Origin of the sequence: Streptantibioticus silvisoli, assembly GCF_027947535.2 — a bacterium.
GTDB classification, from domain to species: domain Bacteria; phylum Actinomycetota; class Actinomycetes; order Streptomycetales; family Streptomycetaceae; genus Streptantibioticus_C; species Streptantibioticus_C silvisoli.
Map to the genome: position 1 here is coordinate 27,381 of NZ_JAAGKO020000057.1, position 26,595 is coordinate 53,975.

4 protein-coding genes (1 of these 4 cut by a window edge) are annotated in these 26,595 nt (G+C 72.2%); all 4 read right to left on the reverse strand.

Annotated features, from left to right (window positions below; genetic code table 11):
* Positions 1 to 19,513: the 5' portion of a type I polyketide synthase gene (locus POF43_RS28640; RefSeq protein ID WP_282704832.1), read on the reverse strand. It extends 14,711 nt beyond the left edge of the window; the window shows 19,513 of its 34,224 coding nt (coding positions 1–19,513); the start codon lies at positions 19,511 to 19,513; its stop codon lies off the left edge, out of view.
* 626 nt (positions 19,514 to 20,139) lie between these two features.
* Entirely contained in the window at positions 20,140 to 21,981 is a 1,842-nt protein-coding gene (locus POF43_RS28645) for a hypothetical protein (RefSeq protein ID WP_271325373.1), read from the reverse strand.
* Positions 21,966 to 22,772 carry an ABC transporter ATP-binding protein gene (locus tag POF43_RS28650; RefSeq protein ID WP_271325374.1) on the reverse strand — a complete coding sequence of 269 codons (807 nt, stop codon included), beginning with the start codon at positions 22,770 to 22,772 and terminating at the stop codon, positions 21,966 to 21,968. Before POF43_RS28650 ends, POF43_RS28645 begins: the two co-directional genes overlap by 16 nt.
* 33 nt (positions 22,773 to 22,805) lie before the next feature.
* The gene (locus POF43_RS28655; protein ID WP_282704833.1) at positions 22,806 to 26,570 is read right to left on the reverse strand and encodes an SDR family NAD(P)-dependent oxidoreductase; all 3,765 of its coding nucleotides are present in this window, start codon (positions 26,568 to 26,570) and stop codon (positions 22,806 to 22,808) included.
* Between the last annotated feature and the right edge of the window lie 25 nt (positions 26,571 to 26,595).

Here is a 26,595-nt window from a genome sequence, read left to right on the forward strand (position 1 = left end):
GTTCGTCGTCCTCCCGTTCACCGGGGTCCGCCGGGGCGGCAACCGTCAGCAGCTCGCCGAGCAGCGGACTCGGCCGGCCCGAGGTGAAGACCGCGCCGAACCGGGCCCAGTCCACGTCGGCGGCGGTCAGACAGGTCTCGTCGCGGTCGAGTGCCTGGGCGAGCACGGTGATCGCCCGGCCGGGCCGCATCGCCGTCAGGCCGCGGCGGCGCAGGTACTCGCCCTCGTCGGTGTCGGCGAGCATGCCGCCCTCGTCCCACGGTCCCCACGCCACCGAGGTGGCCGGCAGGCCGCGCGCCCTGCGGTGTTCCGCGAGGGCGTCGAGGTAGGCGTTGGCGGCGGCGTACGCGGCCTGGCCGGCGCTGCCCCACACCCCGGCGATCGAGGAGAACAGCACGAACGCGTCCAGGGCCAGGTCCGCGGTCAGCTCGTCGAGGTTCGCCGCGCCGAGCGCCTTGGCGCGGACCACCTCGGCGAACCCGGCGACCGAGGTATCCGCCAGCGACGCGGAGTCCACGACGCCGGCGGTGTGGACGACGGCGGTCACCGGGTGTTCGGCCAGCAGCGCGGCCAGCGCGTCGCGGTCGGCGACGTCGCAGGCCACCACGGTCGCCGCGGTACCGTGCGCCGCCAGCTCCGCGACGAGTTCGGCCACGCCGGGCGCGTGCGGCCCGCGGCGGCTGGTGAGGACCAGCCGTTCCGCGCCGCGTTCCGCCAGCCAGCGGGCGACGTGGCCGCCCAGCGCGCCGGTGCCGCCGGTGATCAGTACGGTCCCGCCGGGCCGCCACGTGGTGCCCCCGGCGCTCCGGTCGGACACCGCGTGCCGCAGTCGCCGTCCGAAGACGCCGGAGGCCCGGACAGCCGCCTGGTCCTCGCCGCAGGTGCCGGAGAGCACCGCGGCGAAGCGCGCGGCGGCCCGCGCGTCCATCGTGTCGGGCAGGTCGACCAGACCGCCCCAACGCTGCGGGAACTCCAGGGCCGCGACCCGGCCGAGCCCCCACACCCGCGCCTGCTCGGGGCGCGTCACCCGATCGGCCCGCCCCACCGACACCGCGCCGCGCGTCACGCACCACACGGGGGCGTCCACGGCCTCCGACGCCTGCACCAGCGTCAGCGTCGCCTCGGCGCCGTCCGTCCCGCCGCAGGCGAGCAGTGACACCACGCCCGCCAACTCACCGGCCGCGTTGAGCCGTTCGGCCAGCGCCTCCCGGCTCGTCGCACCGGACAGTTCCAGCGTCACCGGCTCGGCGCCCGCGTGGCGCAGCGCCTCGGTCACGTCCGCGGCGGCGCCTGACTCGGGTACGACGACCAGCCACCGGCCGTCCAGCGTCCCGGTCGCCTCGGCCACCGGTGCCCACGCGACCCGGTAACGCCAGCCGTCGACCGCCGCCTCGTCCCTGCGGCCCTTGCGCCAGGCCGACAACGCCGGCAGGAAGGCGTCCAGCCCGGTCCCGGACGACAGCCCGAGCGTCTCGGTGAGCGCCCCGGCGTCCTCGCGCTCCACCGCGTCCCAGAACCCGGACTCGGCGGCGTCGGCGGCCGCCCCGGACGGCGTCGCGGGCGAGTCGTCGGACAGCCAGTACCGGCCGCGTTCGAACGCGTACGTCGGCAACGCCACGCGGCGTGCTCCCCGGCCCGCGAACACCGCCGACCAGTCCACCGCGGCGCCGTGCGTGTGGGCGGTGGCCAGGGCCGCGTGGACCGTGAGGGTCTCGTCGTGGCCGTCCCGGAGCGCGGGCACTGCTGTGACGTCCGCGCACTGCTGGGCCATCGCGGCCAGTACACCGTCCGGGCCCAACTCCAGGTACGTCGTGACCCCTTGGCCCCGCAGCGTCGCGACACCGTCGGCGAACCGCACCGCCTGGCGCACATGCCGCACCCAGTAACCCGGCGTCCCGATCTCCACCGGATCGGCCAACCCACCCGTCACGTTCGAGACGATGGGCAACCGGGGCTCGTGGAACGCCAGTTGGGCCGCGACGGCCTCGAACTCACCGAGCATCGCCTCCATCCGCGGCGAATGGAACGCATGCGAAACGGCCAACCGCTTCACCCGACGCCCCGCCGCACGCCACACGGACTCCAACTCCGCAACAACATCCTCATCACCCGAAACCACCACCGACGACGGCCCGTTCACCGCCGCCACACTCACCTCGGGCCGCTCCGCGATCTCCGCGACGATCTCGGCCTCGGTCGCCTCCACCGCCAACATCGCGCCGCCCGCCGGCAACGCCTGCATCAACCGGCCCCGAGCACCCACCAACACACACGCGTCATCCAACGACAGCACACCCGCCACATGCGCGGCGGCCACCTCACCGATCGAATGCCCCAGCAGGAAGTCCGGCGTGACGCCCCACGCCTCCAGCAATCGGAACAGCGCCACCTCCAGCGCGAACAACGCCGCCTGGGTGTACACCGTTTGATCCAACAACTCCGCGTCGCCGAACATCACCTCACGCAACGGACGCTCCAACTCCGCGTCCAACCGCGCGCACACCGCGTCCAGCGCGTCCGCGAACACCGGGAATTCGGCGACGAGTTCACGGCCCATGCCGACGCGCTGCGCGCCCTGGCCGGTGAACAGGAAGGCGATCCGGCCGTCCACCGCACGGCCTTCCAGCACGCCGCGTCCGCCACGGCCGGTGGCCAACTCGCCCAGCGCGTCGATGAGTCCGGCGTCCGTACCGGCGACGAGTGCGGCACGATGTTCCAACGGCGTCCTGGTCGTCGCCAGCGAGAAGCCCACGTCCAGCAGCGAGGGCGCGTCGTCCGCGGTGACCACCGCCAGCAACCGCTTCGCCTGCTCGCGCAGTCCTCCGGCGGACCGCGCGGACAGCACGAGCGGCGGAACCCTGTCGCCGGCGGCCGGGACCGGTTCCGGCGTTCCCGGTGCCGTGCCAAGGGACGGTGCCGTGTCGTGGGAGGGTGCCGTTCCGCTGGGCCGCGGGGCGTCGGGGGCCTGTTCCAGGATGGTGTGGGCGTTCGTTCCGCTGATGCCGAACGACGAGACGCCGGCCCGGCGGGGGTGACCGGCGCGCGGCCACGGCCGGTTCTCCGTCAGCAGTTCGACCGCGCCGGACGACCAGTCGATGTGCGGGGAGCGTTCGCCGGCGTGCAGGGTGCGCGGCAGGACGCCGTTGCGCAACGCCATGACCATCTTGATCACACCGGCCACGCCCGCCGCCGCCTGGGCGTGCCCGATGTTGGACTTCAGCGAACCCAGCCACAGCGGCCGGTCCTCGGGCCGGTCCTGGCCGTAGGTGGCGAGCAGCGCCTGCGCCTCGATCGGGTCACCCAGCGCGGTGCCCGTGCCGTGCGCCTCGACCGCGTCCACCTCGGACGCGGACAGCCCGGCACCGGCCAACGCCTGCCGGATGACCCGCTGCTGGGAGGGACCGTTCGGCGCGGTCAGGCCGTTCGACGCGCCGTCCTGGTTGACCGCGCTGCCCCGCACCACCGCCAGCACCTCGTGCCCGCGACGCCGCGCCTCCGACAACCGCTCGACCACCAGCACGCCCGCGCCCTCGGCCCAGCCGGTCCCGTCGGCACCGGCGGCGAAGGACTTGCACCGCCCGTCCGCCGCCACACCCTTCTGCCGGCTGAACTCCGTGAAGATCCCCGGCGTCGCCATGATGGTGGCGCCGCCGACCAGCGCCATCGCGCACTCACCGGCGCGCATCGCCTGGACCGCCAGGTGCAGCGCGACCAGCGAGGACGAGCACGCCGTGTCCACCGTCACCGCCGGGCCCTCCAGGCCGAAGGTGTACGCGATGCGCCCCGACGCGACAGAGGTGGTGGTGCCGGTCAGCAGGTGGCCCTCGACCTCGCCGCGCGTCTGCGTCGACACCGGACCGGTGCCGTAGCCCGACGACGCCGCTCCGACGAACACGCCGACCTGCTCACCGCGCAACGACATGGGCGCGATGCCGGCCCGTTCCAGCGCCTCCCAGGCACTCTCCATCAGGAGCCGCTGCTGCGGGTCCATGGCCAGCGCTTCCCGCGGCGAGATGCCGAACAGGCCGGCGTCGAACTCGTCCGCGTCGTGGACGAAGCCGCCCACGTGCGCGGTGGAGGTGCCGGGGCGCTCCGGGTCGGGGTCGAAGAGCCCGGCGAGGTCCCAGCCGCGATCCGTCGGGAACTCACCGATCGCGTCGTTCCCGGACACCACCAGCCGCCACAGGTCCTCCGGCGACGCCACCCCGCCCGGGAACCGGCAGCCCATCCCCACGATGACGATCGGGTCGTCGTCCGACGGCGTCAGGGCCGGCGCGGTAACCGGCGCGGCCGTATCCGCCCCCACCAGGTCGGCGCGCAGCCGCTCGACGAGCGCCCGCGGACTGGGGTGGTCGAACACCAGCGTGGCCGAAAGCCGCAGCCCGGTAGCGGTGTTGATCCGGTTGCGCAGTTCCACCGCCGTCAACGAGTCGAAGCCGAGGTCCTTGAACGCGCGACCGGGCTCGATCGCGTCCTGCGAGGAGTGCCCGAGGACCGCCGCCGCCTCGGCCAGCACGATCCCGGTGAGCAGCCGGTCCTGCTCGGTGGCCGACAGCCGCGCCAGCCGCGCCGGCAGCGAACCCGCGCCGGTGGAGCCGACCGCCCGGCGCACCGCGCCCCGCACCAGTCCCCGCAGCATCGCGGGCACCGGCCCCCGGCCGATCCTGGCCCGCAGCCGCGGCACGTCCAGCCGGGTCACCACGACGTGCGCCAGCCCGGTCCGCAACGCCGCGTCGAACAACGCCAGTCCGTCGTCGTCGGACAACGCCAGCCCCGCGCCGTCCAGGCGTGCCTTGTCGGCGGCGGAGAGGTGGCCGCTGATCGCGCTCTCGCGTTCCCACAGTCCCCAGCTCAACGACACACCGGCCAGGCCGTCCGCCTGCCGCTGCTGCGCGATCGCGTCCAACACCGCGTTGGAGGCTGCGTAGTTGGCCTGTCCCGCGGTGCCGAAGGTCGCCGACGCGGAGGAGTACATGACGAACAACGCCAGGTCCAGGTGCCGCGTCAGCTCGTGCAGATGCACCGCGGCGTCCGCCTTCGGGGCCAGGACGGCGGCGACCCGCTCCGGGGTCATCGCCCCGATCACCCCGTCGTCCGCCACACCCGCGGCATGCACCACACCGGTCAACGGATGCCCGGCCGGAATGTCCGCCAACACGCCTTCCAGCGCCGCCCGTTCCGCCGCGTCACACGCAACAACCCGTGCCTCGGCACCGAGTTCGGCCAGCTCCGCGACCAGCTCGGCAGCACCGGGCGCCGCAGCACCACGCCGGGACAACAGCACCAAGTGCCGCACCCCGTAAGCAGATACGAGATGCCGGGCGACGAGGGCGCCGAGCGTGCCGGTGCCACCGGTGACCAGCACAGTGCCCCGCGCATCCAGCCGACGGGGCATCGTCAGCACGTTCTTGCCCACGTGCCGACCCGAACTCATCAGCCGGAACGCCCCCGCCGCGTCCCGCACGTCCCACGCACGCACCGGAGGTAGTTCCAGCACGCCGTCCTGGAACAACCCCACCAACCGCTCAAGGATCTCCCGCAACCGGACAGGGCCCGCGTCCAGGAGATCGAAGGCGTGATACGCGGCAGCGGGGAAGTCGTCGGCCTGCCGGATGTCGGCCTTGCCCATCTCCACGAACCGGCCGCCATCGGCCAGCAACCGCGCCGACGCGTCGACGAACTCACCGGCGAGCGCGTTGAGGACCACATCCACACCACGGCCGTCCGACGCCGCCCGGAACACCTCCTCGAACCCCAGATCACGCGACGAGGCAATCCGCTCGCCCGAAACCCCGAGACCCCGCACCACCGGCCACTTCGACTCGCTGGCCGTCGCGAAGACCTCCGCACCCGCCCACCGGGCGAGCTGCACCGCCGCCATGCCCACCCCACCGGCAGCCGCGTGCACCAACACCGACTCACCGGAACCCAGACCAGCCAGGTCGAACAACCCGTAGAACGCCGTCATGAACACGATCGGCACCGACGCCGCCTCGACGAACGACCAGCCCTCCGGCATCCGCGCCAGCAACCGGTGATCCGTCACCGTCACCGGGCCGAACCCGCCCGCGAACAGCCCGAACACCCGATCGCCCACCGCAAGATCCGTGACGCCGGCGCCGACCTCCAGCACCACCCCCGCGCCTTCGGAACCCATCAGGCCCGGCTCCGGATACGTACCGAGTCCCATCAGCACGTCACGGAAGTTCACCCCGGCCGCCCGCACCTCCACCCGCACCTCACCGGCGCCCAACACCTCACCGTCCGGCCGCACGACGGCGGCCACGTCCTCCAGCACGCCGCGCTCCGACGGCTCCAGACGCCACGCGCCCTCCGCCGGAACCGACACCACCGGCAACGACGACACCCGAGCCAACCGCGGCACCCACACCGCGCCACCCCGCACCGCGACCTGCGGCTCACCCAACGCCGTTACGCCACTGAGCAGTTCCGCGTCCGGCTCGATGTCGGCATCCAGCAGCACCAGGCGGCCCGGGTGCTCCGACTGCGCCGACCGCACCAGACCCCACACCCCGGCCGCCGCCACATCGGTCACCACACCACCGTCACCCACCGCCACCGCACCCCGCGACACCACCACCAGACGACCGGCGCCCTCCCGAGCCAGCCAGACGCGCACCGCTGCCAGCGCCGCCCCGGCCACCTCGCCGACAGCGCCCGACGGCAACCGGACCGCGACATCGGCGTCCGCGTCCGCCTGCGCGACGGCGTCCAGCGCTACGACGGCGACCGGCCCGGCGGCGGAGGCCTCCAGCGACACCCGCGACCACTCGACACCGAACAGCCCGTCCGCCACGGAACCGGTGCCGCCCAGTCCCCGACGACCGTCCACCGACCGCAGCGCCAACGAGTCCACCGAGACCACGGCACCGCCGGTGGCGTCGAACGCCTGCACCGACAAGGTGTTGCGCTCCGAAGCCGCCACCCGTACCAGCAAACGCGAAGCACCCACCGCGGACACCGACACACCCGACCACGCGAACGGCAACCACGCCGCCCCGCCACCGTCAACGAGACCGCCCAGCCCGATCACGTGCAACGCGGCATCCAGCAAGGCCGGATGCACCCCGAACAACCCCGCGTCCCCCCGAACCACCTCAGGCAACTCCACCTCGGCGAACACCACACCGTCCGCCGCCCGCCACGCCGACCCCAACCCACGAAACACCGGACCGTAGGACAACCCCGACGCCGCCAACGCCTCGTACGCACCCTCGACATCAACCCGTTCAGCACCCGCCGGCGGCCACACCGAGACATCCAACCCCGGCACCACCACGCGGTCGGCGTCCGCCAACCGCCCCTCGGCATGACGCGTCCAGGAACCGCCCTCACCGTCGGGCCGCGAGTGAATCTCCACCGTGCGGTCGTACTCCCCGCCGGAGACGTTGACCTGCACCTGCACGGCTCCGCGCTCGGGCAGCACCAGCGGCGCCTCCAGCGTCAGGTCCTCAAGACGCGCGCACCCGACCTGCTCACCGGCCCGCAACACCATCTCGACCAACGCCGTACCCGGCACCACGACAGAACCGTGCACCCGGTGATCCGCCAACCACCCCTGCACACCCACCGACAACCGCCCGGTGAGCACCAGGCCGCCACCGGACGCCAACGACACCTCCGCACCCAGCAACGGATGCCCCGCCACACCCAACCCCGCACCGGCCACATCACCGAGCCCCGCACGACCACTCACCCAGTACCGCTCGTGCTCGAACGCGTACGTGGGAAGCGGCACTCGGCCGGCTCCCTGGTCCGCGTACACCGCGGACCAGTCGATGCCGCCGCCGTGCGCCCAGAGGCCGGACAGCGCGGTGGAGACAGCACGGGTCTCGTCGTGACCGTCGCGCAGCGACGGTACGGCCGTCAGGTCGGCACACTGCTGCGCCATCGCCGACAACACACCGTCCGGCCCCAACTCGACAACCCGCGTCACCCCCTCGGCCCACAACGTCGCCACCCCATCCGCGAAACGCACAGCCTCCCGCACATGCCGCACCCAATAACCCGGCGTACCGATCTCCACCGCATCCGCCAACCAACCGGACACATTCGACACGATCGGCAACCGCGGCGCCCGGAACGTCAGTTCAGCGGCGACAGCACCGAACTCGTCGAGCATCGCCTCCATCCGCGGCGAATGGAACGCGTGCGAAACCGTCAGACGCCTGACCCGCCGACCCGCCGCACGCCACCCCGACTCCAACTCCGCGACAACATCCTCATCACCCGAAACCACCACCGACGACGGCCCGTTCACCGCCGCCACACTCACCCCGGACCGCTCCGCGATCTCCGCGACGACGTCCGCCTCAGCAGCCTCCACCGCCAACATCGCACCGCCCGCGGGCAACGCCTGCATCAACCGGCCACGAGCACCCACCAGCACACACGCGTCATCCAACGACAACACCCCGGCCACATGCGCCGCCGCCACCTCACCTATGGAGTGACCCAGCAGGAAATCCGGCGTGACACCCCACGACTCCCACAACCGGAACAACGCCACCTCAAGCGCGAACAACCCCGCCTGCGTATACGCCGTTTGACCCAACAAATCGGCGTCGCCAAACATCACCTCACGCAGCGGACGCTCCAACACCGCGTCCAACCGCACACACACCGCATCCAACGCCGCCGCGAACACCGGGAACGCCGCATACAACCCGGCACCCATCCCCACCCGCTGCGCACCCTGCCCCGTGAACAGGAACGCGGTGCGACCGGTGGCGGAGCGGCCCTTCAGTGCGGAACGGTGTGTTCGTCCGGCGGCGAGTTCGGTGAGCGCTTCGAGGGCCTCGGGGCGGCTACCGGCGACAACGGTAGCCCGGTGCTCGAAGGCCGCCCGGGTCGTGGCCAGCGAGAAGCCGACGTCGATCAGGGAGGACGCCTCGTCGGCGGTGAGTGCCGTCAGCAGGCGGTCGGCCTGGGCCCGTACGCCTTCCGGGGTGCGGGCGGAGAGCGTCAGCGGCGGGGTCCAGTCGGCGGCCGGCTCCTGGCGGCGCGGCGCGGCGAGCCCGTCGGGTGCCTCCTCCAGAACGGTGTGGGCGTTCGTGCCGCTGATGCCGAACGAGGAGACCGCGGCCCGGCGCGGGCGGCCGGTGTCCTGCCAGGGCCGGGCCCGCGTCAGCAGGGCGACCGCGCCGGTGGACCAGTCGATGTGCGGGGAGGGCTCGTCGGCGTGCAGGGTCCGGGGCAGTACGCCGTGCCGGAGTGCCATCACCGTCTTGATCACACCGCCCACGCCGGCGGCGGCCTGCGTGTGACCGATGTTCGACTTCAGCGATCCCAGCATCAGCGGCCGGTCGGCGGGGCGGTCCTGGCCGTAGGTCGCCAGCAGCGCCTGCGCCTCGATCGGGTCGCCGAGCGCGGTGCCGGTGCCGTGCGCCTCGACGAGGTCGACGTCACCGGGGGTCAGGCGCGCGTCGGCCAGGGCCTGCCGGATGACTTGTTCCTGCGAGACGCCGTTGGGGGCGGTGAGCCCGTTGGAGGCGCCGTCCTGGTTGACAGCGGAACCGCGCACCAGGGCCAGCACCCGGTGGCCGTTGCGACGGGCGACGGACAGCCGCTCGACCACGAGCATGCCGACACCCTCGGCCCAGCCGGTGCCGTTCGCCGCCGCGGAGAACGCCTTGCAGCGGCCGTCCGGGGCGAGCCCGCTCTGCCGGCTGAACTCGGTGAACAATCCGGGGTTCGCCATCACCGTGACGCCGCCGGCCAGGGCCATCTCGCACTCGCCGTTGCGCAGCGCCTGCACGGCGAGGTGCAGTCCCACCAGCGACGACGAGCAGGCGGTGTCCACCGTGATGGCGGGGCCCTTGAGCCCGAAGGTGTAGGCGATGCGGCCGGACGTGACGCTGCCGGTGGTGCCGGTCAGCAGGTAGCCCTCAAGGTCTCCGGTGGCTTCGTGCAGCCGCGGTCCGTAGTCCTGCGTCATGGCGCCGACGAACACTCCGGTCCGGCTGCCGCGCAACGACGTCGGGTCGATGCCGGCGTACTCGAACGCCTCCCAGACCGACTCCAGGAGCAGTCGCTGCTGGGGGTCCATCGCCATGGCCTCGCGGGGCGAGATGCCGAACACTCCGGCGTCGAACTCCGCGGCGCCGTAAAGGAATCCGCCCTCCCGCGCGGTCGAGGTGCCGGGGCGTTCCGGGTCGGGGTCGAAGAGTCCGGCGAGGTCCCAGCCGCGGTCGGTCGGGAACGCGCCGATGGCGTCCGTCCCGGCGGTGACCAGCTGCCACAGGTCCTCCGGTGATGCCACTCCGCCGGGGAACCGGCAGCCCATGCCGACGATGGCGACGGGGTCGTCGTCCGCCGGTGCGAGCGCGGTCGGGGGAACCGGGGTCAGCGTCGCCTGGTCCGTGAGTGCGGCGCCGAGCAGTTCGGTGCGCAGGTGCCCGGCCAGGAGGGCGGGCGTCGGGTAGCCGAAGACCAGGGTGGCGGGCTGCCGCAGGCCGGTGACGGCGTTGATCCGGTTGCGCAGTTCGACCGATGTCAGCGAGTCGAAGCCGAGTTCCTTGTACGTGCGGTCCGGCTCGATCGTGTCGGCGGAGGCGTGCCCCAGGACGGCGGCGACCTCGCCCAGCACCACGCCGGTGAGTTCCCGCTCCTGCTCCTGCGGCGACAGCCCGGCCAGCCGCTCGCGCAGCGAGACCGACCGGGACGCCACCGCCCGCCGGGCCCGCGGACGCACCAGGCCCCGCAGCATCGCGGGCACCGTGCCCTCGCCGATCCGGGCCTGGAGGCGGGCGACGTCGAGGCGGGCCAGCACGACGTGGTCCCGTCCCGTCTCCAGCGCGGCGTCGAACAGCGCCAGCCCCGTCTCGTCGGACAGCGCGCGCCCCGCGACGTCCAACCGTGCCTTGTCGGCGGCGGAGAGGTGACCGCTGATGGCGCTCTCGCGTTCCCACAGTCCCCAGCTCAACGACACACCGGCCAGGCCGTCCGCCTGCCGCCGCTGCGCGATCGCGTCCAACACCGCGTTGGCGGCAGCGTAGTTGGACTGCCCGGGTGTGCCGAAGACCGCGGCGACCGACGAATACAGGGCGAACATCGCCAGGTCCAGGTGCCGCGTCAGCTCGTGCAGATGCACCGCCGCGTCCGCCTTCGGCGCCAGGACGGCGGCGACCCGCTCCGGGGTCATCGCCCCGATCACCCCGTCGTCCGCCACACCCGCGGCATGCACCACACCGGTCAACGGATGCCCGGCCGGGATCTCCGCCAACACGCCTTCCAGCGCCGCCCGTTCCGCCACGTCACACGCGACAACCCGTGCCTCGGCACCGAGTTCGGCCAACTCCGCGACCAGCTCGGCAGCACCCGGCGCCGCAGCACCACGCCGGGACAACAGCACCAAGTGCCGCACCCCGTAAGCAGATACGAGATGCCGGGCCACCAGCGCACCCAGCGCGCCGGTGCCACCGGTCACCACGACCGTGCCCCGCGCATCCAGCCGACGGGGCATCGTCAACACGTTCTTGCCCACGTGCCGACCCGAACTCATCAACCGGAACGCACCCGCCACCTCCCGCACGTCCCACGCACGCACCGGAAGCAGCTCCAGCACGCCGTCCTCGAACAACCCCACCAACCGCTCAAGGATCTCCCGCAACCGGTCGGGACCCGCGTCGAACAGGTCGAACGCCTGGTAGGAACGGCCCGGGAAGTCCTCGGCCTGCCGGATGTCCGCCTTGCCCATCTCCACGAACCGGCCACCCTCGGCCAGCAACCGCGCCGACGCGTCGACGAACTCACCGGCGAGCGCGTGGAGGACCACATCCACACCCCGGCCGTCCGACGCCGCCCGGAACACCTCCTCGAACCCCAGATCACGCGACGAGGCGATCCGCTCGCCGGAAACGCCCAGCCCACGCACCACCGGCCACTTCGACTCGCTGGCCGTCGCGAAGACCTCCGCACCCGCCCACCGGGCGAGCTGCACCGCCGCCATGCCCACCCCACCGGCAGCCGCGTGCACCAACACCGACTCACCGGACGCCAGGCCACCCAGGTCGAACAGGCCGTAGAACGCCGTCATGAACACGATCGGCATCGACGCCGCCTGCACGAACGACCAGTCCTCGGGCATCCGGGCCAGCAGACGGGCGTCCGTCACCACCGCCGGACCGAACCCGCCCGCGAACAACCCGAAGACCCGATCACCCACCGCAAGACCCGTGACGCCGACGCCGACCTCCAACACCACCCCCGCACCCTCGGACCCCATCAGCGCGGCCCCCGGATACGTACCGAGTCCCATCAGCACGTCACGGAAGTTCACCCCCGCCGCACGCACCTCCACCCGCACCTCACCGGCGGCGAGCTCCTCGACGGGCCGTGCCACCGCCGAGATCTCCTCCAACACACCGCGTTCCGACGGCTCCAGACGCCACGCGCCCTCCGCCGGAACCGACACCAGCGGCAACGACGACACCCGAGCCAACCGCGGCACCCACACCACACCGCCGCGCACCGCCGCCTGCGGCTCACCCAACGCCACCACACCGCTCAGGAGCTCCGCATCCGGCTCCTCGGTGTCCAAGTCCAGCAACACCAAGCGGTCCGGATGCTCCGACTGCGCCGACCGCACCAAACCCCACACACCCGCCGCCGCCACATCAGCGACCACACCACCATCACCCACCGCCACCGCGCCCCGCGACACCACCACCAGACGGGCAGAGCTCTCCTGCTCCAGCCACCACCGCACGGCCGCCAGCACCCGCCCGGCGACCTCCGCCACGCCACCCGTCGGCACGCGCACGGCGACGTCCCCGGCCGCGTCCCCCGCAACGGCCGCGTCCCCCGCTACGACGGCGTCCAGCGCTACGACGGCGACCGGCCCGGCGGCGGAGGCGTCCAGCGACACCCGCGACCACTCGACACCGAACAGCCCGTCCGCCACGGAACCGCCCGCACCCAACCCACGCCGACCATCCACCGACCGCAGCGCCAACGAGTCCACCGAGACCACGGCACCGCCGGTGGCGTCGAACGCCTGCACCGACAAGGTGTTGCGCTCCGTGGCCGCCACCCGTACCAGCAAACGCGAAGCACCCACCGCGGACACCGACACGCCCGACCACGCGAACGGCAACCACGCCGCCCCGCCATCGTCAACGAGACCGCCCAGCCCGATCACGTGCAACGCGGCATCCAGCAACGCCGGATGCACCCCGAACAACCCCGCGTCCCCCCGAACCACCTCAGGCAACTCCACCTCGGCGAACACCACACCGTCCGCCGCCCGCCACGCCGACCCCAACCCACGAAACACCGGACCGTAGGACAATCCCGACGCCGCCAACGCCTCGTACGCACCCTCGACATCAACCCGTTCAGCACCCGCCGGCGGCCACACCGAGACATCCATCCCCGGCGCCACCACCCCACCACCGTCCACCAACCGCCCCTCGGCATGACGCATCCAGGAACCGCCCTCACCGTCGGGCCGCGAATACACCCCCACCACGCGGTCGTCGACGTCACCCGAGACGCTCACCTGCACCTGGACGGCCCCGCGCTCCGGAAGCACCAGCGGCGCCTCCAGCGTCAACTCGTCCAGCCGCCCGCACCCGACCTGCTCACCGGCCCGCAACACCATCTCGACCAACGCCGTCCCCGGCACCACCACGGAACCGTGCACCCGGTGATCCGCCAACCACGGCTGAGTCACCACCGACAACCGCCCGGTGAGCACCAGGCCGCCACCGGACGCCAACGACACCTCCGCACCCAGCAACGGATGCCCCGCCACACCCAACCCCGCACCGGCCACATCACCGAGCCCCGCACGACCACTCACCCAGTACCGCTCGTGCTCGAACGCGTACGTGGGAAGCGGCACCGCCACCGCGCCCAACGGGCGGTACACCGCGCGCCAGTCCACCGCGCCGCCGAACGCGTGCAGGGCCGCCAGGGCGTTGGACACGGCCCGGTCCTCGTCGTGACCGTCCCGCAGCGACGGTACGGCCGTCAGGTCGGCACACTGCTGCGCCATCGCCGACAACACACCGTCCGGCCCCAACTCGACAACCCGCGTCACCCCCTCGGCCCACAACGTCGCAACCCCATCCGCGAACCGCACAGCCTCCCGCACATGCCGCACCCAGTACTCCGGTGTACCGATCTCCGCCGCATCCGCCAACCGACCGGACACATTCGACACGATCGGCAACCGCGGCGCGCGGAAGGTCAGTTCGGCGGCGACAGCAGCGAACTCGTCGAGCATCGCCTCCATGCGGGGTGAGTGGAACGCGTGCGAAACGGTCAGCCGCTTCACCCGCCGACCCGCCGCACGCCACACGGACTCCAACTCCGCGACGATGTCCTCATCACCGGAAACCACCACCGACGACGGCCCATTCACCGCCGCCACACTCACCCCGGACCGCTCCGCGATCTCCGCAACAACGTCCGCCTCAGCAGCCTCCACCGCCAACATCGCACCGCCCGCGGGCAACGCCTGCATCAACCGGCCACGAGCACCCACCAGCACACACGCGTCATCCAACGACAACACCCCGGCCACATGCGCCGCCGCCACCTCACCGATCGAATGACCCAGCAGGAAGTCCGGCGTGACACCCCACGACTCCCACAACCGGAACAACGCCACCTCAAGCGCGAACAACCCCGCCTGCGTATACGCCGTTTGGTCCAGCGACTCCGCGTCGCCGAACATCACCTCACGCAACGGACGCTCCAACACCGCGTCCAACCGCACACACACCGCATCCAACGCATCAGCGAACACCGGGAACGCCGCATACAACCCGGCACCCATCCCCACCCGCTGCGCACCCTGCCCCGTGAACAGGAACGCGGTGCGACCCCGGTCGGCGACGCCGTGGATCGTGTCGGGTGCCCGGCCGCCCGCGGCGGTCTCGCGCAGGGCGGCGATCACGGCGTCGCGGTCGGTGCAGGGGACGGCCAGGCGGTGGTCGAGGGCCGAGCGGGTCGTGGCGAGCGAGAAGCCGACGTCCACCAGGGAGGCCGTGTCGTCCCCGGTGACGACGGTCAGCAGGCGGGCGGCCTGGTTACGCAGTGCTTCGGGGGTCTTCGCGGAGAGGGTCCACGGCGGGGTCCAGCCGGTGGCCGGGCGGGTCCGCTCCGGCGCGACGGCCTGCGGTCCGGCCGCGTCCGGCGACTCCTCCAGGATGGTGTGGGCGTTGGTGCCGCTGATGCCGAAGGACGACACGGCCGCCCGGCGCGGGCGGTCGCCGCCTTCCCAGGGCCGGGGCCGGGTCAGCAGTTCGACCGCGCCGGCGGACCAGTCCACGTGCGGGGACGGCTCGTCGGCGTGCAGGGTCCGCGGGAGCAGGCCGTTCCGCATGGCCATGACCATCTTGATGACGCCGGCCATGCCGGCGGCGGCCTGGGTGTGGCCGATGTTGGACTTGACCGATCCCAGCCACAGCGGGCGGTCGGCGGGGCGTCCCTGGCCGTAGGTGGCGAGCAGCGCCTGCGCCTCGATCGGGTCGCCCAGCGCGGTGCCCGTGCCGTGCGCCTCCACGGCGTCGACGTCCGGGGCGGTCAGTCCGGCGCCGGCCAGCGCGTGCCGGATGACGCGCTGCTGCGAGGGGCCGTTGGGGGCGGTGAGTCCGTTGGAGGCGCCGTCCTGGTTGACGGCGGAACCGCGCACCAGGGCCAGCACCCGGTGGCCGTTGCGACGGGCGACGGACAGCCGCTCGACCACGAGCATGCCGACACCCTCGGCCCAGCCGGTGCCATCGGCCGCCGCGGAGAACGCCTTGCAGCGGCCGTCGGACGACAGGCCGCCCTGGCTGTTGAACTCGATGAAGATGCCCGGGGTCGCCATCACGGTGACGCCGCCGGCCAGGGCCATCTCGCACTCGCCGTTGCGCAGTGCCTGCACGGCGAGGTGCAGGGCCACCAGCGAGGAGGAGCACGCGGTGTCGACGGTCACCGCGGGGCCCTCGAACCCGAAGGTGTACGCGATCCGGCCCGAGGCGACGCTCGCCGTGTTGCCGGTGAGCAGGTATCCCTCCAGACCTTCGGCGGGTTCGTGCATCCGCGGTCCGTAGTCCTGCGACATCGCGCCGACGAAGACACCGGTGCGGCTGCCGCGGGCGGACCGGGGGGCGATGCCGGCCCGTTCCAGTGCCTCCCAGGCGCTCTCCAGCAGCAGGCGCTGCTGGGGGTCCATGGCCCGTGCCTCACGCGGGGAGATACCGAAGAGCGCGGCGTCGAACTCGCCGGCCTCGTGCAGGAATCCGCTGCGGGTGGGGAAGGAGGTGCCGTTGGCCGTGGCGGAGGCGGAGTCGGCCCGGTACTGGTCGGTGAGGTCCCAGCCGCGGTCGGTGGGGAAGTCGGACAGGGCTTCGCCGCCGTCGGCCACGAGCCGCCAGAGGTCTTCCGGTGAGTTCACTCCGCCGGGGAAGCGGCAGGCCATCGCCACGATCGCGATCGGTTCACCGGCGGCCGCGGTGGTGACGGGCGGATGGTCGGCCGGTTCGCCGGCGCCGAGCAGCCGGTCGCGCAGTTCGGCGGCGACCCGGACCGGGGTCGGGTGGTCGAAGAGCAGGGTGGCCGGTAGCCGGAGTCCGGTGGCGAGGGCGAGCCGGTTGCGCAGCTCGACCGCGGTCATCGACTCGAACCCGAGTTCCCGGAAGGTCAGTTCGGTGTCGACGGTGTCGGAGTCGACGAACCCGCCGACGGCCCGGATGTGCGCGGAGATCAGGTCCAGCACGACGCGGCGGCCCTCGGACCGGGGCAGGCCGGTCAGCCGGGCGCGCAGTTCCGCCGTGCTGTCGGTGCCCTCCTCGGCGGGCGTCGGATCGGGGACCGGTTCCGCCGTGGTGGTGATCGCGCTCGTACCCGGCGCGACGGCGGCCTCCCGCCAGTAGTGCCGGCGCTGGAACGCGTACGTGGGAAGGTCGACGGCGACGGCGCCCTGGTCGGCGAACAGCTTCCCGGTGTCGAGGGCGACGCCGTTGGCGTACAACTCGGCGGCGGAGGTGAGGAATCGGCGCATGCCGCCCTCGTCGCGCCGCAGGGTGCCGACCGTGAGCACGTCGTCGTGGTCGAGCTCGTCGATGGCGTGGGTGAGGATCGGGTGGGCGCTGGCCTCGACGAAGAAGCGGTACCCGTCCGCCGCCAACCGCCGCGCCGCCGCCTCGAACTCCACCGTCTCGCGCAAGTTGCGGTACCAGTACCCGGCATCCAACTGCGCGGTGTCCACCACCCCACCGGTCACCGCCGAATAGAACGCCACGCTCCCCGAACGCGGCTCCAACCCCACCAACACCTCCAGCAACCGCTCCCGGATGCCCTCCACCTGCACCGAATGCGACGCGTAGTCCACCGCCACCCGCCGCGCCCTGATCCCCCGCTCCTCACACACCGCCAACAACTCGTCCAACGCCGACGCCTCACCCGACACCACCGTCGACGACGGACCGTTCACCGCCGCCACCGACACCACCGCACCCCACGGCACCAACAACTCCGCCACATCCGCCCGCGGCAACGCCACCGACACCATCCCACCAGGACCCGACAACACCTCCCCGATCAACCGACTCCGCAACGCCACCACCCGCGCACCGTCGGACACACTCAACCCACCCGCCACCACCGCGGCCGCGATCTCACCCTGCGAATGCCCCACCACCGCCGACGGCACCACACCCACCGAACACCACAACTCCGCCAACGACACCATCACCGCCCACAACACCGGCTGCACCACATCGACCCGGTCCAGCCACTCCGCGTCGGCGTCGGTGCGCACCACGTCGAGCAGGGACCAGTCGACGAAGGCGCTCAACGCCCGGTCGCACTCCGCCATCCGGGTCGCGAACGCCTCGGAGGAGTCCAGCAGTTCGCGGGCCATGCCCAGCCACTGCGAGCCCTGGCCGGGGAAGACGAACACCACTTCGCCGTCCCGGGCACGGCCTTCGACCAGGCCGGCGCCGGGTTCGCCCGCGGCCAGCGCGCGCAGGCCGGTGAGCAGTTCGCCGCGGTCGGCGGCCACCACGACCGCCCGGTGCGGGAACGCGGTCCTGGTGGCGGCGAGGGAGTGGCCGACGTCGGCCACGCGCAGGTCCGGGCGGCCGACCACGGCCGCGCGCAGCCGGGCGGCCTGGGCGCGCAGGGCGCGGACCGTCCGGCCGGACACCACGACGGGCAGCGGTGTCGCGGCGTCGCTGTCGGGTCGCGTCGGCCGGCCGGGCCGCGCGGTCTCGTCCTCGGGGAGTCCGGCGAGCACCACGTGGCAGTTCGTGCCGCCCATGCCGAACGAGCTGACGCCGGCGATGCGGCGGCCGTCGGTGAGGGGGAAGTCGGCGAGGTCGCACTGCACGCGCAGGTTCAGCTCGTCGAGGGGGATGTTCGGGCTGGGGGTGCGGAAGTTGAGGCTGGCGGGGAGGCTGCCGTGCTTGATGGCGAGCACGGCCTTGAGCAGGCCGGCCGCACCGCCGGCCGCTTCGAGGTGGCCGATGTTGGTCTTGACCGAGCCGACCGGCAGCGGGTCGCCGGGGCGGCGGGCGGCGCCGAGGACCGAGCCGAGGGCCGCCGCCTCGATCGGGTCGCCGAGCCGGGTGCCGCTGCCGTGCAGTTCGACGTAGCCGACGTCGGCCGGGTCGATTCCGGCGTCCGCGTACGCGGTGCGCAGGACCTCGCGCTGGGCCCGCTCGGAGGGGGCGGTGAGGCTGGTGCCGCCGCCGTCGTTGTTGACCGCGCTTCCGTGGATGACGCAGTGGACGCGGTCGCCGTCGGCGAGGGCGCGCGCGAGCGGCTTGAGCGCGATCAGCACGCCGCCCTCGCCGCGGACGAAGCCGTTGGCACGCTCGTCGAAGGTGAAGCAGCGGCCGTCGGGGGACAGTCCGCCGAACCGGGCCGCGCTGACGGCCGACTCCGCGGCGATGTTGAGGTTCACGCCGCCGGCCAGGGCGAAGGCCGACTCGCTGCGGCGCAGGCTCTCGCAGGCGAGGTGGATCGCGGCGAGCGAGGACGCCTGCCCGGCGTCGACGATCATGCTGGGGCCGCCCAGGCCCAGCGTGTAGGAGATCCGGTTGGCGATGATGCCGCGGTGCAGGCCGGTGATCGTGTGCTGGTCGAGCGCGTCGGTGCCGCCGCGGTACTGGAGGGTGGCGTAGTCGTCCCAGATCGCGCCGAGGAAGACACCGGTCGCGCTGCCGTCCAGGGCGGCCGGGACGATACGGGCGTCCTCCAGCGCCTCCCAGCTCAGTTCCAGCATGAGCCGTTGCTGGGGGTCCATGGCGGCGGCCTCGCGGGGCGAGATGCCGAAGAAGCCCGGGTCGAAGTGGCCGATCCGCTCGATGAACGCGCCCCGGCGCACCTCCGAGGCGTCGGCGGAGCGCCAGCGGTCGGCGGGTACTTCGGTGGTGGCGTCGAGCCCGTCGCGCAGCAGCTGCCAGAACGCCTCCGGTCCGGCCGCGCCCGGCAGTCGGCAGGCGAGTCCGACGATGGCGACGGGCTCGGCGGTTTCGGCGCGCGATTCAGGCATGAAGGGCTCACATCTGCTCAAGTACGACGAATCTGTCTGAGAGCGTTCTCGTACGGGACCGACCCGGCCTGCGGCCCGGCGCCCGCGGCCGGGGTCGGGGATCTGTCGCACAGGCCGCCGCGCACGATCGGGGCACGGCAGCCGTCATTCCGGCCGGCCCGGCGGCGCGGGGCCGGCGCGCGAACGGCGTGCGGGGCGAGGTGCCCGGCCGTGGAGTACGCGGGGGTCGGCGGGTGGGCGGGGCGGTGTGGTTCCCGGACCCAGGCCAGCGGGTGGCGCGGGTGGCTCGCGGGGTCGCACGGCGGGGCCGTCGCGGCGGGCGCGCTCGGGGCGGGTATCGGCGTGAGCCGGCCGCAGGCGCTGTCGTCCGCCGGTACGGGTGCGGTGGTCCGGCCGTTCGGCTCGATCGCAAAGGCAGTCACGTTCTCGCCCCTCTCGGCCCGCAGCCGCGCTGACCTCCCACAAGCAGCTCGTCAAGCTGGATGTTGATGATCTTCATGCTAATAAGGGACCTAGTCCCTACCAACCCCTAAAGAGGCAGCCCGAGCCCCTAATCGTCGCCGCGGGGCAGACGTAGCGGGGCGTGTTCTGCTGCCTCTTCAGGGGTGTCCGCGCAGGTCGCCGGATCAGGACCGCTGTGCGTGCAGCTCGCTGAGGCCGATGCGGGCGGCCAGCGCGAAGGAGCCCAGCCCGATCACGGACATCAGGGCGATGACCGGCCACTGCCAGGCGTTCGGCATGTACAGCGCGAGGAACCAGACGCGGGAGACCTTCCCCGACACCTTCATCAGCAACGGCACCAGGGCCTGGGGGAACAGCGCGATGCAGCCGACCAGGAAGCTGCTCCAGAACAGCCGCCGACGGTAGGCGGGCATCGCCTGGATGAAGGTGGCGCCCTCACCGGCCTTGCCCCGCTGCTCCTTGCCGGTCCGCATCAGGTACAGCAGTTCGGGTCCGCGCCTGGCCAGCGCCCGGTGCGCCGCACGCCCGAGCAGCGCGTAGCACACCACCGCGGTGGCGGCGCCGGCCACCAGTCCGGCCCAGCGCAGGGCCGGTTCGTGGAGGAGCTGGCCGGCCAGGACGGTGGCCATCGCCGGTACCGCGGTGCCGAGCGCCATGATCATCATGACGAACGCCTGGCCGGTCACGTCCGAGTGGTCGAGCGGGGCGTTCCTGATCTCCCGGGGGTCGGGGCCGGGGGCCAGCTGGGTGACGGCGACCAGCGGGAGGAGTCCCGCGCCGCCGCCGAGCAGCGCGACGGTCGAGGCCAGCGCCCAGGGCCGCAGCTCCGGGTGGCCGCCGACCGCGATGCCGACGGCGGTCAGCACGACGGTCATCGGGGCGAAGACCGTCAGCCAGGCCAGCTGCCGGCCCCGGACGTCGGCACGTTCACTGCCCGGCATGAGGACCGTCAGCCACAGCGCCGTGCCGTCCTGGCCGTAGAGGTTGGCGGCGGTGACCGCGCCCATCAGCGCGGTGAGCGCGCCGAGGAAGGGCAGGAACTCCGTGGAGTGGAACGCCAGCGGTACCAGGCAGGTCAGCACCGCGAAGGCCGGCGCGACGACGAAGCTCTGCATCCGCTGCGGATCACGCGCCCAGGTACGCATCTCCTTGACGTACACCGCGGCCGTGGCACCGGACGACAGCCGGCCGCCCGGCGCGGCGCGGTCGGCCCCGGAGCCGCGTACGGTCGCCCGGGTCCAGCGGGCCGGGCCGAGGGACCGGGTCCACGCGACCCACAGCAGTGCGGTGAGGAGCGCGAGGCCGAGCAGCGGCAGCACGGTCATCGGCCAGTCGGACCGGGACGCCGCCTCGACGGCGAGCACCCCCCAGCTGGACGGCAGCGACCGCACGGTGATCGAGAACCCGTGGGAGAAGCCGGTGGTCAGCACGGAGTGCACGGCGATGAACACCACCCAGCACGAGGAACTCGCCACCAGCATCGCCGCGTTGAGCAGGGCGCTGACGGCACCGCCGATCCGCGACCGGGACAGCGCGCCGAACAGGTGTGCCGTGAGCCGGGACAGCAGCACGACGAACAGCAGCTGGAGGAAGACGGCGGGCACGGCCACGACCACCGGGACGGCGCCCAGCCGGATTCCGAACGCCACCAGCGCGGTGAAGGCGACGAAGGTCACCGGTGCGGTCACGCCGACGAACGCCGAGCCGAGCAGTCCGAGCGCGAGCCTGCGGCGCGGGATCGGCTGGAGCTGGAACTGCTCGCCGCGCAGCACCGGCTGGCCGCTGTAGGCCGGGCCGAGCATCCATCCGAGGGTCCAGACGGCGAAGACGACCGCGAGCAGGTCCCTCACGGTGCTGTCGTGCGTCGCGTTCAGCGTCGCCACGTCGATGGTCGCGACCGCCAGCAGCAGGCCGACGAGGGCGCCGCCGAAGACCCAGCTGGACCGGGGACCGCTGATGTCCCGCCGCATGACGGCGAGCTTCATGTGGATCAGCGCGCCAGCCACGACAGTCCTTCCTCGTTCTCCGCCCCGACGCCGACCAGTTCGACGAACCTCTCCTCCAGCGACACGCCGCCCCGCACCTGGTCCAGCGGTCCCTGGGCCACGACGTTGCCCTTGGCCATGACGGCGACGGTGTCACACATCTGCTCGACCAGCGCCATGACGTGGCTGGACAGCAGTACGGAGCCGCCGCCGGCCACGAAGCGCTTGAGCAACCGCTTCAGCATGGCGGCGGCCACCGGGTCGACCGCCTCGAACGGTTCGTCCAGCACGAGCAGTCTCGGTCCGTGCAGCAACGCGACGGCCAGACCTATCTTCTTCCGCATGCCGGTGGAGTAGTCGAGGATGAGCGTCCGCTCGGTGTCGCCCGACAGTTCCAGGACCGCCAGCAGCTCGTCCACCCGCCCCGCGACCGTGGCCTTGTCCAGACCGCGCAACTGCCCCAGATAGCTCAGCAGTTCGCGGCCGGTCAGCTGTTCCGGCATCGCCAGGCCGTCGGGCAGGACGCCCATCAGCTCCTTGGCGCGCTCCGGTTCCTTCCAGACGTCGGTCCCGAAGACCTTCGCGTGCCCCGCGTCCGGGCGCAGCAGCCCGACCGCCATGGACAACATGGTGGTCTTGCCCGCGCCGTTGGGACCGACCAGTCCGAAGAACGATCCCGGCGCCACGGTGAGGTCGGCCTGTCCGACCGCCTCGTAGGTGCCGAACGTCTTTCGCAGGCCCACGAGTTCGAACGCGGCTGCCTGCCCATCGGCGGCGGGCGTGGGGGCACCGCCGTCCGACTCCTTCTGCATAGTCAAGAACTCATTCTCCTTGTCATCTCTTTCCTACTCCAAGCTGTCCAGCTCGCTGTCGATCAGGTCGAAGATGTCCGCCTCGGTGGCGTTTTCGACGTCCCGGTCGTCGGGGGCCGCTGCCGGGTTCGAGGTATCACTCCACCGGGCGAGCAACGCTTCCATCCTGGCGCGAATCCTGGCCCGGTCGTCGCGGTTCAAACCCGGTGCGGCGGCTTCGAGTCGATCCAGGTCCTCCAGCGCCGCCACGGCCGGGGACGGCGCCGCCGGAAGCAGCTTGCCGGCCAGGTAGCCGGCCAGGGCGGTGGGGTTGGGGTAGTCGAAGATCAGCGTCGGCGGCAGGCGCAGGCCGGTGGTGGCGCTGAGCTGGTTGCGCAGCTCGACCGCGGTCAGCGAGTCGAACCCCATCGCCGCGAACGCCTTCGCCGGTCCGATCGCCTGTCCCGACGTGAAGCCCAGTACGCCGGCGGCATGCCCGCGCACGGTCTCCAGCAGCAGGGCGGACGCCTCGGCGGGGTCCAGGCCGGTCAGCCGCTCGGCGAACACGGCGGGCCGCGGGGCCGCCGCACTGCCCGCGGTCGGGCGGACCGGCCGGACCAGCGACTGCAACAGCCCCGGCAACGCACTCCCGGCAGCGGCCAGCGCGGCGGTGTCGACCGCCATCGGCAGCACAGCACCCCCCGCACCACCCAACGCCCGGTCCAACAGACCCAGTCCGTCCACCTCGCCCAACGGCACCAGACCCGAACGCCCCACCCGCTCCCGCTCACCGGCGCTCAACTTCCCCAGCATCCCCCGGCCGTCCTCACCCAGCCACGGCCCCCAACCCAACGACACACCCGCCAACCCCTGCCGACGCCGATACTCCGCCAACCCGTCCAACACCCCGTTCGCCGCCGCATACCCCGCCTGCCCCGCCGAACCCACCGACGCCGACACCGACGAATACAACACGAACAACGCCAAATCCAGCCGCGCCGTCAACTCATGCAAATACAACGCCGCCAACGCCTTCGGCTCCAACACCCCCTCCACCCGCTCCACCGTCAACGACTCCACCACACCGTCATCCACCACACCCGCCGCATGCACCACACCCGTCAACGCATGCTCCCCAGGGATCTCCCCCAACACCGCCGCCAGAGCATCCCGGTCCGCCACATCACACGCGACAACGCTCACCCGCGCACCCAGCTCCGACAGCTCAGCCACCAGCTCCGCAGCCCCCGGCGCCTCCAGACCGCTCCGGCTGACCAACACCAACTGCCGCACCCCATACGCCGATACGAGATGCCGGGCCACCAAAGAACCCAACGCACCGGTGCCACCCGTGACCAGCACCGTGCCCCGCGGATCCAACCTGCGCGGCATCACCAACACGTTCTTCCCCACATGACGCCCCGAACCCATCAACCGGAACGCCCCCACCGCCTCCCGCACATCCCACGCCCGCACCGGCAAAAACGACAGATCCCCACCCTCGAACAACCCCACCAACGTCAACAAAATCTCCCGCAACCGCACCACACCCGCATCAAACAAATCGAAGGAGTGATAAGCAGCGGGGAAATCCTCGGCACGACGAACATCCGCCTTGCCCATCTCCACGAACCGACCGCCATCCGCCAGCAACCGCGCCGACGCATCGACGTACTCCCCCGCCAGCGCGTTCAACACCACATCCACACCACGGCCGCCCGACGCCGCCCGGAACACCCCCTCGAACCCCAGATCACGCGACGACGCGATCCGCCCCTCACCGACACCGAGACCCCGCACCACCGGCCACTTCGACTCACTCGCCGTCGCGAAAACCTCCGCACCCGCCCACCGGGCGAGCTGCACCGCCGCCATCCCCACCCCACCGGCAGCCGCATGCACCAACACCGACTCACCCGAACCCAGACCACCCAGGTCGAACAGGCCGTAGAACGCCGTCATGAACGCCATCGGCACCGACGCCGCATCCACGAACGACCAACCCACGGGCATCCGCGCCAGCAACCGGTGATCGGTCACGGTGGTCGGGCCGAACCCACCCGCGAACAGGCCGAACACCCGGTCCCCCACGGCCAGATCCTCAACGTCCGCGCCCACCGCCAGCACCACGCCGGCCCCCTCCGCCCCCATCAAGCCGGGCTCTGGATAGGTACCGAGACCGATCAGCACGTCCCGGAAGTTCACCCCGGCCGCACGCACCTCCACCCGCACCTCACCCGCGCCGAGCTCTCCGGCCGCGGGCTGGATCACCGGAGCGACCTCGTCCAGCACACCGTGCTCCGACGGCTCCAACCGCCAGTCACCCTCGCCCGCCAACGGCAGCACCAACCCACCGTCGTCCCTCACCACCCGACCCGCCAGCAACTCCCCCTCCCGCAGCAGAACTTGCGGCAACCCACTGCCCACCGCCGCACCCAACGCCGCCCACGACGCCGCAGAACCATCCACATCCACCAACAGCACCCGCCCCGGATGCTCCAACTGCACCGACCGCACCAACCCCCACACACCCGCACCCGCCACATCCGACACCACATCACCCACCGCACCACACGTCACCACCACCAAACGCGACCCACCACACCCCTCATCCCCCACCCAACACCGCACCTCACCCAGCACGCCCACCACCGCGTCCCGCACCACCGCCGTTCCGGTCCGCTCCGGGGACCCGCCCACCGGCAACACCACCACATCCGGCACCACTCCGGCCACCAGCTCCGCCACCCCGCTCAGCGCACGCACCCCGACACCCGCCCCGGCCAACGCCGCACCGGCGCCCAGGCCATCGGCACCCAGCACCACCACGTCACCCAACTCACCGGCGACCTCGGCACCCCGCGACCACTCCAGCCGGTAGACGTCCCCCACCCCAGCAGCCACCCCGGCCCGCTCCAACTGCCCCGCCACCACCGGACGCACCGCAAGCCGCTCCACCGACACCACCGGAACACCCTCACCATCCACCGCCACCACCGAAAAACCACCCACACCAACCGGCGACAACCGCACCCGCAACACCGACGCACCCGACGCCCACAACGACACCCCCGACCACGAAAACGGCAACCCCACACCACCAAAACCACCCGCACCCGAACCACCCGCACCATCCGCATCCGAACCACCCACCACCACACCCGCCGCCGCAGCCTGCAACGCACCATCCAACAACCCCGGATGCAACCCAAAACGACCCGCCCGACCCCACTCACCCTCCGGCAAACACACCTCAGCAAACACCTCACCACCCACCACCCACGCACGCCTCACACCAGAAAACACCTCCCCATACTCCAAACCACCACCACCCAACACCCCATACACCTCACCCCTCCCCACCTCACAACCACCCACCGGCGGCCACACACCAAACCCCTCAAAACCACCCACCGAACCCACAGAAACCCCCGACACCGGACTCAACACACCCGACGCATAACGCACCCACTCACCCTCCACCCAACCACCAACCCCACCCTCAACCCGACCGAACACCTCAACCGACCGAACACCCCCCACACCCACATCACCCACACACACCTGAACCCCCACCCCACCCACCACCGGCAACACCAACGGCACCTCCAACACCAACTCCTCCACCCGACCACACCCCACCACATCACCCGCAGCCACCACCAACTCCACAAACACCGTCCCCGCCACCACCACCCGACCACCCACCACATGATCCCCCAACCACCCGTCCGACCCCACCGACAACCGACCCATGAACACCAACCCACCACCACCCGCCAACCGCACACCCGCCCCCAACAACGGATGATCCACCACACCCAACCCCACCCCACCCACATCC

Coding starts and splice junctions, on each gene's coding strand:
- POF43_RS28650 (WP_271325374.1), bottom strand. CDS start 22,772: ATGCAGAAGGAGTCGGACGGCGGTGCCCCCACGCCCGCCGCCGATGGG.